This is a genomic window from Kutzneria sp. NPDC051319, from assembly GCF_040682195.1.
Taxonomy (GTDB): Bacteria; Actinomycetota; Actinomycetes; order Mycobacteriales; family Pseudonocardiaceae; genus Kutzneria.
The window spans coordinates 1-11,268 of record NZ_JBFBAM010000134.1 but is presented as its reverse complement, the minus strand read 5'-3'; the positions used below and the strand labels follow the sequence as shown (position 1 = coordinate 11,268).

The 11,268-nt window shown below is 70.7% G+C and carries 13 protein-coding genes; 8 read left to right on the top strand and 5 right to left on the bottom strand.

What is annotated here, in order from left to right; all coding sequences use genetic code 11:
• Window positions 1–133 precede the first annotated feature (133 nt).
• Both AB0M73_RS48915 and AB0M73_RS48910 read left to right on the top strand, forming a co-directional pair.
• On the top strand, window positions 134–328 hold the full coding sequence (locus AB0M73_RS48915; protein ID WP_363906935.1) for a hypothetical protein: 195 nt from the start codon (window positions 134–136) through the stop codon (window positions 326–328).
• Window positions 329–340: 12 nt separating this feature from the next.
• Window positions 341–736, top strand: coding sequence for a PPOX class F420-dependent oxidoreductase (locus AB0M73_RS48910; protein ID WP_363906933.1), 396 nt, complete (start codon window positions 341–343; stop codon window positions 734–736).
• On the opposite strand, the gene AB0M73_RS48905 is transcribed toward AB0M73_RS48910, so the two are convergent.
• Together AB0M73_RS48905 and AB0M73_RS48900 are read right to left on the bottom strand one after the other, a co-directional pair.
• Window positions 733–1,674, bottom strand: coding sequence for a DUF695 domain-containing protein (locus AB0M73_RS48905; protein ID WP_363906931.1), 942 nt, complete (start codon window positions 1,672–1,674; stop codon window positions 733–735). The genes AB0M73_RS48910 and AB0M73_RS48905 overlap by 4 nt on opposite strands.
• The gene (locus AB0M73_RS48900; protein WP_363906929.1) at window positions 1,674–2,489 is read right to left on the bottom strand and encodes a carbon-nitrogen hydrolase family protein; all 816 of its coding nucleotides are present in this window, start codon (window positions 2,487–2,489) and stop codon (window positions 1,674–1,676) included. The genes AB0M73_RS48905 and AB0M73_RS48900 overlap by 1 nt, the downstream gene beginning before the upstream one ends.
• A 34-nt stretch (window positions 2,490–2,523) precedes the next feature.
• On the opposite strand from AB0M73_RS48900, the gene AB0M73_RS48895 reads away from it, so the two are divergent.
• The 4 genes from AB0M73_RS48895 (at window position 2,524) to AB0M73_RS48880 (ending at window position 5,668) form a co-directional block, all read left to right on the top strand.
• Window positions 2,524–3,144, top strand: coding sequence for a GntR family transcriptional regulator (locus tag AB0M73_RS48895; protein ID WP_363906927.1), 621 nt, complete (start codon window positions 2,524–2,526; stop codon window positions 3,142–3,144).
• Window positions 3,145–3,525: 381 nt separating this feature from the next.
• The gene (locus AB0M73_RS48890) at window positions 3,526–3,957 is read left to right on the top strand and encodes an XRE family transcriptional regulator (RefSeq protein WP_363906925.1); all 432 of its coding nucleotides are present in this window, start codon (window positions 3,526–3,528) and stop codon (window positions 3,955–3,957) included.
• A gap of 9 nt (window positions 3,958–3,966) precedes the next feature.
• Window positions 3,967–4,488, top strand: a complete 522-nt coding sequence (locus AB0M73_RS48885) for a hypothetical protein (protein WP_363906923.1) — start codon at window positions 3,967–3,969, stop codon at window positions 4,486–4,488.
• Window positions 4,481–5,668 carry an MAB_1171c family putative transporter gene (locus AB0M73_RS48880; protein WP_363906921.1) on the top strand — a complete coding sequence of 396 codons (1,188 nt, stop codon included), beginning with the start codon at window positions 4,481–4,483 and terminating at the stop codon, window positions 5,666–5,668. The genes AB0M73_RS48885 and AB0M73_RS48880 overlap by 8 nt, the downstream gene beginning before the upstream one ends.
• On the opposite strand, the gene AB0M73_RS48875 is transcribed toward AB0M73_RS48880, so the two are convergent.
• The 3 genes from AB0M73_RS48875 to AB0M73_RS48865 form a co-directional block, all read right to left on the bottom strand.
• The gene (locus tag AB0M73_RS48875; protein WP_363906919.1) at window positions 5,640–7,256 is read right to left on the bottom strand and encodes an acyl-CoA dehydrogenase family protein; all 1,617 of its coding nucleotides are present in this window, start codon (window positions 7,254–7,256) and stop codon (window positions 5,640–5,642) included. The two genes, AB0M73_RS48880 and AB0M73_RS48875, sit on opposite strands and share 29 nt — an antisense overlap.
• Window positions 7,240–7,851: a TetR/AcrR family transcriptional regulator gene (locus AB0M73_RS48870; protein WP_363906917.1), complete on the bottom strand. Its 612-nt coding sequence runs from the start codon at window positions 7,849–7,851 to the stop codon at window positions 7,240–7,242. The genes AB0M73_RS48875 and AB0M73_RS48870 overlap by 17 nt, the downstream gene beginning before the upstream one ends.
• A gap of 188 nt (window positions 7,852–8,039) precedes the next feature.
• The gene (locus AB0M73_RS48865) at window positions 8,040–8,777 is read right to left on the bottom strand and encodes a response regulator transcription factor (RefSeq protein ID WP_363906915.1); all 738 of its coding nucleotides are present in this window, start codon (window positions 8,775–8,777) and stop codon (window positions 8,040–8,042) included.
• A 209-nt stretch (window positions 8,778–8,986) separates the two neighbouring features.
• On the opposite strand from AB0M73_RS48865, the gene AB0M73_RS48860 reads away from it, so the two are divergent.
• The gene (locus AB0M73_RS48860) at window positions 8,987–10,237 is read left to right on the top strand and encodes a cytochrome P450 (RefSeq protein WP_363906913.1); all 1,251 of its coding nucleotides are present in this window, start codon (window positions 8,987–8,989) and stop codon (window positions 10,235–10,237) included.
• Between the two features lie 580 nt (window positions 10,238–10,817).
• Entirely contained in the window at window positions 10,818–11,210 is a 393-nt protein-coding gene (locus AB0M73_RS48855) for a bacterial transcriptional activator domain-containing protein (RefSeq protein WP_363906911.1), read from the top strand.
• Window positions 11,211–11,268: the final 58 nt, after the last annotated feature.

Here is an 11,268-nt window from a genome sequence, read left to right as displayed (position 1 = left end):
GGGAAGGACGCCTTACCCTCGTTCAACGCGGGTAAGGCGTCCTTCCCTGCATGCGGATTGCTCCGAACGGCCCGATTCGTCCCTGTCCCGCCGGGTATCCAGGGGCTCCTGGGGCCGACAAGGAGGAGCAGTCATGGTTGCCGTGATCGCGGCGGTACTTTTCGCCTTGGCGTTGCTGATCGACCTTTCCGGCATCTCGCTGGGATCGGTCCTCACGCCGACGAACCTGCTCACCGCCGGCCTGCTCTGTGTCGCGCTGCACCTGGCCGGCATCGGCACGAACCGGCCGGCCTTCCGGCGTCCGGCCTGGCGCGGGCGGCGCCGTTGATACCCTCACGGGGTGTCTGAACTGAGTTCCACGGGTGCCGCTTTCGCCGAGTTCTGGCGGGAGCGGCACCTGTGCACCCTCACCACCGTCCGCCCCGACGGCACCCCTCACGTCGTCCCCGTCGGCGTCACCCTCGACATCGACAACGGCCTCGCCCGCGTCATCACCGACGGCAACTCCGCCAAGGCCCGCCAACTCCGCGCCGCCGGCCGGCTCAACGTCGCCGCGTGCCAGGTGGACGGTCGCCGCTGGTCCACAGTGGAGGGTGTCGCCACCCTCAACGAGGACCCGCAAGCGATTGCCGACGCCGTCGACCGTTACGCCCAGCGCTACCGCCAGCCCCGCGTGAACCCGAACCGCGTGCTGATCGAGATCGCCGTCACCAACGTCCTCGGCAACGTCAGCTAGCGGAGGTGCTCGACGGCCGTCCAGCCGGGATCGAAGTCGACGCGGAGCTTGCGCCCCCAACGGCCCCGGACCCAGCGTCGAATGATGTCCGCCGGGCCTTCATCGGTGGAGTCGCAGTAGAAGTGCAGGGTCCGCCGCCCCTTGACCGTCTCATGGCCGACCATGAGGACCCGGTTGCCCGCCAACGCGGCGACGATCTCGTCCTCCAACGCCCGGAGCGACATGAGCTTCGGGTCGTCGAGGACGCCGCGGAAGCTCAGGTCCACCGACAGGTGCCGGTCGAACGACGGATGGTCGACCCACCGCATCGGACGCATCGCCACGGCCATCACCGGCGCGCCGCTTTCCGTCTCACCACGCAGGATCGCCCAGTTGTTCTCGGTCTGCCGCTCGGCCAGCGCCGCCACCGTCTCCGGCAAGGCCTCCACCGGCAACGCGTCCTCGGGCCGGCGCACGGCGACGCCGATCCGGTCGACCCACCGCGCCCGGCCGTCCTCCCCCAGCGCCCACGCGACCACCAGCGTCGCGATCTGCTTACGCACCGCACCGGGCACCGAATCGAACAGCGGGTGGTGCACGTCGACGTCGACCCACATCGAGGCCTCGTCCAAGCGGATCGACACCACCGTCTTGGACAGGTCGAAGTCCCACTTGTCGATCGTGAGCCGCATCGTCAGCGCGTTGGCGTCGGGGCGTCGGGTAGGCGTGAACTCCCAGGTCTCGTCGGCAGTCGGCGCGGACTGGGCCCAGCGCTCGGCCACGGCCCGCAGCGTCGGATCACCGGCCCCGCTCAGACACAGCACGTGCCGCGCCGTGGCCCCCGGACCGATTTCCCACTGCAGCCCCGGGTGAATCGCGGTCACCTGGGCCGACAACTCCTCGATCAGGGTCTCGTGCGGGTCCGCCGCATGCTCCGCCCACCACGCCCAGAACTGCATCAGCTGCTGTGCCGATCGTTACTGAAGTCGCGGGCGTTGGCCAGGACGGGAACCTTGGCCCGAGCATCGTCCACTTCGGACGGATCGAGGTCGACGACGAGCAGCTCCGGACGGTCCAGGCACTGGGCCCGGATCTCGCCCAGCGGGGAGACGACGGCGCTGTAGCCGATGCCGGTGGGGACGCCGGGCTTGGTGGTGACGCCGACGGTGGCGGGGTCGGCCTGGCCGCAGGCGGCGAGCCAGCTGGTGGAGTCGAGGGCGCGGGCCCGGACGAGGAGCTCCCACTGGTCCCGCTTGCCGGGGCCGGACCCCCAGGAGGCCGGCACGAGGATGACCGAGGCGCCGGAGCGGGCCAGGCGCTGGAACAGCTGGGGGAAGCGCAGGTCGTAGCAGGTGGCGACGCCGACGCCGACGCCGTCGACCGACACCGTGAGGCTGTGGTCGCCGGGGGCGACGGTGGCGGACTCGGCGAAGCCGAAGGCGTCGAACAGGTGGATCTTGTCGTAGTGCTCGTCGACGCCGAGGCCGGTGACGAGCAGGGTGTTGCGCACCCGGCCGTCGTCGGACGGCGTGAACATGCCGGCGACGATCAGCAGGTCGTGCCGCTTGGCGATGCCCCGCACGGCGGCGGCCCACGGCCCGTCGAGGGGCTGGGCGAGGCCGGCGAGGGGAATGCCGAAGCGGGCCATCGCGGCCTCGGGGAACACCACGACGCGGGCGCCGCGGCGGGCGGCCTCGGCGGCCTGCTCGCCGATGGTCTCGAGGTTCACCGACGGGTCGGTGTCGGACACGAACTGGCTCAGCGCGATACGCACGCCGCTCAGTGTATACCGCCCGTATACTCCGAGGATGGCTGTTTCCGGGCGGGACCGCGCCTACGACTACCTGCGCAACACCGTGCTGGCCGATCCGGCTGCGCAGGGCACCTTCCTCAACGAGCAGGACATCGCCGACCGTATCGGGGTGTCGCGCACGCCGATACGGGAGGCGCTGCTGATGCTGTCGGCCGAGGAGCTGGTGCGCCTCGTGCCCAAGCGCGGCGCCTACATCCCCGAGCTGACGGCCGGCGAGCTGCGGGAGCTCATCGAGCTGCGCGGCGTGCTGGAGCGGTTCGCGGCGGAACGGGTGCTGGCCGCCGGCACAGCCCCGGTCGACGAGCTCCGGGAGGCCCTGGCCGACCAAAGGGGCAAGGATGACCGCACGTTCATCGAAGCCGACACCCGCTTCCACACGATTCTCGTGCGGGCGGCCGGCAACGGGACCCTGGCCCGCACCTACGAGACGCTGCGCGCGCGACAGGTCGTCTCGGGAATGGTGGCGCTGCAAGGGGCGTCGGACCGCCGTGAAGCAGTCCTCACCGAGCACGAGGCGATCGTGACGGCGCTGGCGGCCGGCGATCCGGGTCCGGCCCGCGACGCGATCACCGCACACCTTGACGCGACCCTGCGCGCACAGCTCGCGATCCGTTGACAGATCCGCTGACAGAACAGGACATTGGCCTTTCGTCACTGTCGCAAGTGCACTGCGCGTGCGTGCGGCGCACGGGTCCGGGGTGGACTTCGCCCGGTTCGGACCAAGGGCCCGCATGCTGATCGGCGCAGCCACGGGACAGCTCACCGCATTGATCGTCACATTCGGCGCGGGTGATCGACATAGTCGCTGACGTGAAACCGCTGGGTAGCTGGGCTGTGGCCGCCGACGGCCGGGCGTTTTGGGCGTTCTGACCGGTGCGACGGCGGTGTAACCCGTCGGCGTAGCCTCGCCGTCGGCGCGTGGAGGACCGACCCGCGCCTGTAAACTGTGATGAATACCTAGGTACGACGGCTTCATCCGTGCTGAGGGAGGTGGACGGTGCCGGCGCCCGAGCCCGAGCCGACGTCACTCGCCGCGAAGATCGACAAGCTGTTCCAGGTGGTCCGCAAGCCCAACCGCGAGCAGTACAGCCACGACGAGGTGGCCAGGGCCTGCCGCGAGGCCACCGGCGAGAGCTTCTCGACCACCTACCTGTGGCAGCTGCGCACCGGCCGCCGGGACAACCCCACCAAGCGGCACCTGGAGGCGTTGGCCCAGTTCTTCGAGGTCTCCCCCGCCTACTTCTTCGACGACGAGCAGAGCGCGAAGATCGCCGAGGAGTTGGAGCTGCTCGGGGCCCTGCGGGACGCCGGAGTACGAAATGTTGCGCTGAGAGCAGTAACGCTTTCACCCGCCGGGCTCGACACCATCAGTGACATGATCGACGCGATCGCCCGCAGGGAGGCGATCCGCGACGGGGACTCCCGCTGATCAGGAGTGATGGTGCGGCAGGACAAGCAGCTGTGGCGACGCTGCCGGGAGCTGGCCGACTCGGTGCCGATGCCCGCCCCGTTCCGCCCGGACACGTTCGCGCAGGCCGTGGCCGCGCACCGCGGCCGGCGGATCGAGCTGATGCCGGTGCCGGCGACCGTGGGCGCGCCGTGCGGGCTGCTGATGACCACCGACCACGCGGACTACATCCTGTACCCGGTCAACACCACTGAGCTGCACCAACAGCACATCCTGATGCACGAGGTGGCGCACCTGCTGTGCGGGCACACCGGCACCGGGGAGATCGACGCCGCCGCGACCAGGGTCCTGATGCCCAACCTGTCGCCGGAGCTGGTCCGCCGGGTCCTGGGCCGCACCGTCTACACGGAGACCGAGGAGCACGAGGCCGAGCTGCTGGCCTCGCTGATCGCCCAGCGGGCGGCCCGGCTGCCGCGGCCGCCGTCGGCCGAGCCGCCGGACGAGGTCGTCCAGCTCAGCCGGCTGTTCGGCGCGCGGCGGCGCGATGATTGAGATCCTGGCCTATCTCGGCTGCCTGGTGGCGATCATGGTCGTCTGCTACAAGGTGCGGCTGGCCAGCACGGATCGGCGGACGCGGGGCCTGCGGCACATCGCCGGCTTCGCGGTGTGCATCGCCGGCGCGCTGGGCCTGGACGCGGTGATGACGTTGGCGATCACCGCACTGCCGGCCGTCGCCGGCCTGGTCAGCGACGAACTCAAGATGGCCGCGCTGGGCTTCCTGATCCAGTTCGCCGACTCCGTGCGGCGGAAGGCGGTCCGCGGCCGCCGGTACGCGGTGGCCACGGCGTCGGCGATGCTGCTGGCCGCGGTGCTGTTCTTCCTCTCCGGCGCGCACCAGTACTCGACCGACGTCGTCACGTTCACCTCGGCCGGGGTCGGCGTCTTCGTGGCCTACAACGTGGTGCTGATCTGCTACGAGGTCTGGGGCCTGCTGACCTTCGCCACGCTGATCCGCCGCTTCGCCCGGCTGGTCGAGCCGGGCCTGCTGCGCACCGGCCTGCACCTCATCATCGTCGGCGCGCTGATCGGCGTGCCGTGGACGGGCTGGCAGCTCGACGACGTCTGGATCGCCGTGGCCCAGCACCAGAACACCACCAGCGAGGACGAGGTGTCGGCGGTGCTGGCGGCCCTGTGCGTGCTGGTCTCGGCGGCCGGGGCGACGCTGACGGCGTGGGGGCCGTACCTGAGCGGGCCGGTCCGCTGGCTCGGCGCTCAGTGGCGGTACGCGCAGCTCAGGCCGTTGTGGACGGCGATGCACGCGGCGATGCCGGCGATCGCGCTCAGCACCGTCGCCCGGCAGCAGGGCGGCGTGGAGTTCGCGTTGTACCGGCACGTGATCGAGATCCGGGACGCGCAGTTGGCGCTGCGCGGGCACATCCACCCGGACGTGCAGGAGTGGGCGTCGGACGCGGTGCGTCGCGTCGGCACCCATCCGGCCCGGCGCGAGGCGACCATCGAGGCGGCGACCATCGCCGCCGCGGTGATCGCCCACGGAGCCGGCGTCGACTACCGGGCCGGCGAGGTCGACCCGCATCGCGTGGATCCCAGCCTGGGCGCGGAAACCCGATGGCTGGCCCAGGTGTCGCGGGCGTTCGCGCACTCGCGGGCGGTGGCCCAGGTGCGGGCGCGGATGGCCGCCGAACTCAGCGGGGTTGCGTCCACGAGCTCGTGATGATCTCGCGACTGTCCACACCGGACGGAAGCGTGCCCAGCGCGATGCCCCAGTCCTCGCCCAGCCGCGAGGCGCAGAAGGCGTCGGCGACGGCCGGGTTGCCGTGCCGTACCAACAGCGATCCCTGGAGCACCAACGCCATCGACTCGACGAGGCGGCGGGCCCGGAACTCGATGTCGTTCAGGTCGGACAAGTCCTTGCGCAGCAACTCGATCGAGCGGTCCAGGCGGGCGTCCGCGCCGGCGGCCAGCTCCACCTCGCCGAAGAACGCCTCCACCGACTCGGGCTGGCGGGCCATGGCCCGCAAGGCATCCAGCGCCGCCACGTTGCCGGAGCCCTCCCAGATCGAGGGCAGCGGCGCCTCCCGGTACAGCAGCGGCATGCCGCTTTCCTCGACATAACCGTTGCCGCCCAGGCATTCCAGCGCCTCGGCGGCGTGCATCGGGGCCCGCTTGCACACCCAGTACTTGGTCACCGCCAGCGCGAGGCGGCGGAACGCCGTCTCGTCACGGTCGGTCGCGCCGGCCAGTCGCAGCATCACCACCAGCGCGGCCTCGGCCTCGACCGTCAGGTCGGCCAGCACGTTGGCCATCAACGGCTGGTCGACCAGCCGCTTACCGAAGGCGCTGCGGTGGCTGGCGTGGTGCACCGCCTGCATGACGCCCGCGCGCATGCCGGCGGCGCTGCCGATCACGCAGTCGAGGCGGGTGTTGTTGACCATCTCGATGATGGTCGGCACGCCCCGGCCCTCCTCGCCGACGAGCCAGCCGATGGCGTCGTCATACTCGATCTCGGAGGAGGCGTTGGACTTGTTGCCCAGCTTGTCCTTCAGCCGCTGGAGGTGGATCGTGTTGCGGGCGCCGTCGGGCAGGACCCGGGGCAGCAGGAAACAGGACAGGCCGCCCGGGGCCTGGGCCAGCGTGAGGAACATGTCCGACATCGGCGCCGACGTGAACCACTTGTGGCCGCGGATGACGTAGGTCCCGTCGGCGCTGGGCGTCGCGGTCGTCGTGTTGGCGCGGACGTCCGAGCCGCCCTGCTTCTCCGTCATCGACATGCCGGCGATCAGGCCGCGCTTGGTGCTCGGCTCACGCAGGCCGTAGTCGTAGATCTTGGCCGCCAGCAACGGTTCGTACCGCTCGGCCAGCTCCTTGTTGTGCCGCAGCGCGGGAATCGCCGCGTACGTCATGGCCAGCGGGCACGTGTGGCCGGCCTCGACCTGGCTCCACACGAAGAACTTCGCCGCCCGCGCCACATGCGCGCCGGCCCGGTCGTCCCGCCAGGCCGCGCCCTGCAGGCCGTGCTCGACGCCGACCGTCATCAGCTCGTGCCAGTACGGGTGGAAGTCCACCTCGTCGATGCGGTTTCCGTAGCGGTCGTGCGTGCGCAGCACCGGCGGATTGGCGTTGGCGCCTCGGCCCCACTCCTGGGCCCGCGCGCTGCCGGCCAGGCGGCCCAGCTCGTGCAGCTCCGGCTCGACCCAGGCCGCGCCTTCCCGGCGCAGGCCCGCGATCAGCGACGCGTGCGCCGCGACGTCGTGGCCCACCAGCGGCGGGACCTGGTTGGTGACCTCATGAGTGGGCGGCATCGTCGGCTCCCAGGGCGCGAAGGGTGAAACGAACGAGATTCGGCACCGTGTCGGCGCTCGCCACGCCCGCCGACAGCGGGCCCACCAGCACCTCCGCCACCGCCCCGACCAGGGCGGCAGCCGTGATTGCGGCCTCCTGCGGCGGCAGCACCCCCGCCTTGACCGCCTCCGTGACGTGCCGGGCGAAGGCCTGTTGGAACACCTGCCGGAACACCAGGCGCTCGGCCTCGACCGGGGCGTCCACCGGCTCCGCCAGCAGCGCGAAGGCCAGCCTCGGCGCCTTCAGGGCCCGGTTGGCGAAGGTCTCCACGATCGCCACCACCCGGTCGATCAGGTCACCCGGGCCGTCGGCCGCCTGCTCCACCGCCTGCACCTCGCGGCCGACCAGGCCCCGGAACACCTCCACGACCAGCTCCGCCTTGCCCGGGAAGTACCGGTAGACGCTGCCCGTCGAGACGCCGGCCCTGGCCGCCACCCCGGCGACCGAGCAACCCGCGTATCCCCGCTCGGACAGCAGGGCCACGGCCGCCGCCAGCAGCGCCTCGCGCTGGGCGTCCAGCCGAGCCTGCACCTGAGGTGTCCGTCGATAGGGCACCCAAGGAGTGAAGCACGGTTCACAGCTTCGTGCCAGTGGTCAGACTGCAGACCCGCCGCCAACACAGGAGAGCGCTCGGCCCCGCCCCTGCTTCGCCCGGTTGCTGGATTTTCGCCCGCCGCCACCCGACGCGCCCACCCACCGACGCCGATGCGGTGGGAGAAAATCCGGCAAGGGCGAGGCAGGGGTCACGAGGGGCCGAGCCTCGACGCCGAAGGCGGCGCCAGAAGCACAGCATCGGAATCTAGAATTCCGGTGCGGTAGGCGATCGACACCGCTTCCGCGCGGCCGTTGGCCTCCAGCTTGCGGATGATGTTCTTCGCGTGCGAGCGGACCGTTTCCACCGACACCACGAGCCGTTCCGCGATCGAGCGGCTGCTCATACCTTCCGCGATCAACGCGAGGATTTCCCTTTCCCGCTGGGACAGGGTGTGGCTTCGTTTCTGGTCGACGGCCGAAGCCTCGCCGTTCGACTGTATCGGGACGCCGAGGTAAACGCCGGAGAGCACCTGGTGCAGATAGCTCGCCGACGCCGTGGCCAGGGCCACCGCCCGCGCCCCCTGCCCGAACGCGAACCGGGCGTCCTCGTCGGCGTGACCGGACGGGGTCAGCAGCACCACCACCGGGCACGCCGAATAACCGCTGCTCAGCGCCCGGACGAGGGTGAAACCGGGGTCCGCCGCCTGGTCGACCACGGCCATGCCCGTCGGATTGCGTCCCGCGAACCGCACGGCCGCCGCCGTCGACGCCGCCGCGCTCACCGGACCCACCTCGGGCAGCCGGGACAACACTCGCGCCAGTCCGATTCGGGTGAGCGGGGAAAACCCCACGATCAGGACTGGGCGGCGGTGGTACATGGGCCGGATACTCTCACGCATTGCGCCAATTGCGATACCTGGCGTGACCCACCAGTCAGTCCCGATCACACGCGGTAATCCCGAAATACGCGCCTATCACCGGATCAGATCACCGGCGACTTTCTTTTCTACTGTATGTAGGCGCCGAGGGGCGGGCCTCGCCCGGCCGTGCGCCGGAACCTTGCTGCCCGATCGCGCGCCGACCCGTCCACCGACCAGGCGACGGTCCTAAGGTCGCTGGTGTCGTGACCGGAATTCTGTGAGCGGTGGGGAACCGGATGACCAGCGCAGTGGAGGCGGCCGGCCTGATGCTGGCGGAGCCCAGGTCCTACATGGACAACGAGCGGCTACATGAGGGGCTGTCGCTACTGCGGCGCGAATCGCCGGTGCACTGGGTGGAAGCGCCGGGATATCGACCCTTCTGGGCGGTGACGCGGCACGCGGACATCATGGAGGTCGAGCGCGAGCCCGACCGGTTCCTCAACGCGCCGCGCACGGTGCTCGGCCCAATCGAACTGGACGAGCAGATCGAGCGGATGGCGCAGGCGGGCCGGGCGGTGCGCTCGCTCGTGCACATCGACGGCCGCGAGCACCGGCTGCTGCGCGCGATCGGCGCGGACTGGTTCCGTCCCAAGGCAATGCGCCATCTGGAGTCGCGGGTGCGCGAGCTGGCCAAGCGTCACGTCGACCGCATGGCCGCGCTGGGCGGCGAGTGCGATTTCGCGGCGCAGATCAGCATGGACTACCCGCTGTACGTCATCCTGTCGCTGCTGGGCCTGCCCGAGAGCGATTTCGCCTTCATGCGCACGCTGACGCAGGAGCTGTTCGGCAACGCCGATCCGGACAAGGCCCGCGACATGGATCCGGCGGCGGTCGTCGCCGTGGTCGAGGACCTGTTCGCCTACTTCGGCAAGCTGGCCGTGCAGCGCCGGGCCCGTCCCACCGAGGACATCGCGTCCACGATCGCCAACGCCCGGGTGGACGGCGAGCACCTCAGCGACCAGGACACCATCTCGTACTTCATCATCATCGCCACCGCCGGCCACGACACCACCAGCGGCGCGCTGGCCGGCGGCATCCAGGCCCTGGCCGAGCACCCCGACCAGCTGCGCCGTCTCCAGGCCGACCCGGGTCTCGTGCCCGCCGCCGTGGACGAGATCATCCGCTGGACCACGCCCGTGACGTCGTTCATGCGCACCGCCACCGAGGACTGCGCCCTGCGCGGCGTCCGCATCCGTGCCGGCGACTCGCTGCTGCTGTCCTATCCCTCGGGCAACCGTGACGAGGACGTCTTCGAGGACCCGTTCTCCTTCGACGTGGCCCGCACCCCCAACAAGCACCTCGCCTTCGGCTTCGGCGTCCACTACTGCCTGGGGGCCGCCCTGGCCAAGATGGAGATCGCCGCCTTCCTCCAGGAGTTGTTGCCCCGCCTGGACACCCTCGCCCTAGCCGGCCAGCCCGCCTTGGCGGCCACCAACTTCGTCGGCGGCCTCAAGCGCCTCCCCCTGCGCTACTCCCTCAAGCACTGACCCTCCAACCCCGGAGAGCGCTCGGCCCCGCCCCTGCTTCGCCCGGTTGCTGAATTTTTTGAGGTCCGCCACCAAACTCGCCCCACCACCCGAGCCGCTGCGGGCCTCGAAAAATCCAGCAAGGGCGAGGCAGGGGCTTAGAAGGGGCCGAGCCGCCCCGCCGGAGGCGGGGCAAACAAGCACTGCCCCTTCGGGTGGTATCGGCTATACGCAGCAGTGACACCTGTGGTTGTGGGTGACCATGGCGGCGTAGAACGGCTGAGCTTTCGGGGGTACTCCATGTCCGGCACCGCGCGTCTGTCCCTGCTTGACGGCTTCGCGTTGACGGTGGCGGGCCGGGAGCTGGTGGTGCCGAGGGCGCAGCAGAGGCTGCTGGCGCTGGTGGCGTTGCGGCGGGACACGAACCGGAACACGGCGGTGGGGCTGCTGTGGCCGGAGGGCGGCCGAGGGCAAGGCGCTGGCCAGCCTGCGGACGGCCCTGTGGCGACTCCAGCAGCTGCCGGTCCCGACGGTTCGGGTCAGCGGCGACGCGATCTGCCTGGATCCGGCTCTGCGCCTGGACGTCTGCGAGCTGGTGCAGATGTCGCGGCAGGGCGGCGTCGACCTGCCGACGAGCCTGCTGCTGGGCCCGCACGAACTGCTGCCGGGCTGGTACGACGAGTGGGTGCTGGTGGAGCGGGAACGCCTGCGCCAGCTGTATCTGCACACGGTGGAGGGCTTCGCCGCCGCCTGCCTGCGGGCTGCCCGCCACGGCGACGCCCTGGAGGCGGCGCTGGCGGCGGTTCGGGCCGATCCGCTGCGGGAAAGCCCGTACCGCCTGGCCGTCGAGGTTCATCTGGCCGAGGGCAACGTCGCGGAGGCGCTGTCGACCTACCAGCACTACCGCGCCCTGCTGGCCCGGGAGCTCGGCGTCGCCCCCTCCCCCATGATCCGCTCCCTCATCCACCAGACCCTGGCCACCACCGCCGTCTGAAGCCGCGAGTCCCGCTCTCGGGCAGTCATGAACTCAACACATGATTGCCCGAGAGCGG

Coding starts and splice junctions, on each gene's coding strand:
- AB0M73_RS48860 (WP_363906913.1), top strand. CDS start 8,987: ATGACCAGCGCAGTGGAGGCGGCCGGCCTGATGCTGGCGGAGCCCAGG.
- AB0M73_RS48915 (WP_363906935.1), top strand. CDS start 134: ATGGTTGCCGTGATCGCGGCGGTACTTTTCGCCTTGGCGTTGCTGATC.
- AB0M73_RS48875 (WP_363906919.1), bottom strand. CDS start 7,256: ATGCCGCCCACTCATGAGGTCACCAACCAGGTCCCGCCGCTGGTGGGC.
- AB0M73_RS48895 (WP_363906927.1), top strand. CDS start 2,524: ATGGCTGTTTCCGGGCGGGACCGCGCCTACGACTACCTGCGCAACACC.
- AB0M73_RS48885 (WP_363906923.1), top strand. CDS start 3,967: ATGGTGCGGCAGGACAAGCAGCTGTGGCGACGCTGCCGGGAGCTGGCC.
- AB0M73_RS48905 (WP_363906931.1), bottom strand. CDS start 1,674: ATGCAGTTCTGGGCGTGGTGGGCGGAGCATGCGGCGGACCCGCACGAG.
- AB0M73_RS48880 (WP_363906921.1), top strand. CDS start 4,481: ATGATTGAGATCCTGGCCTATCTCGGCTGCCTGGTGGCGATCATGGTC.
- AB0M73_RS48855 (WP_363906911.1), top strand. CDS start 10,818: ATGTCGCGGCAGGGCGGCGTCGACCTGCCGACGAGCCTGCTGCTGGGC.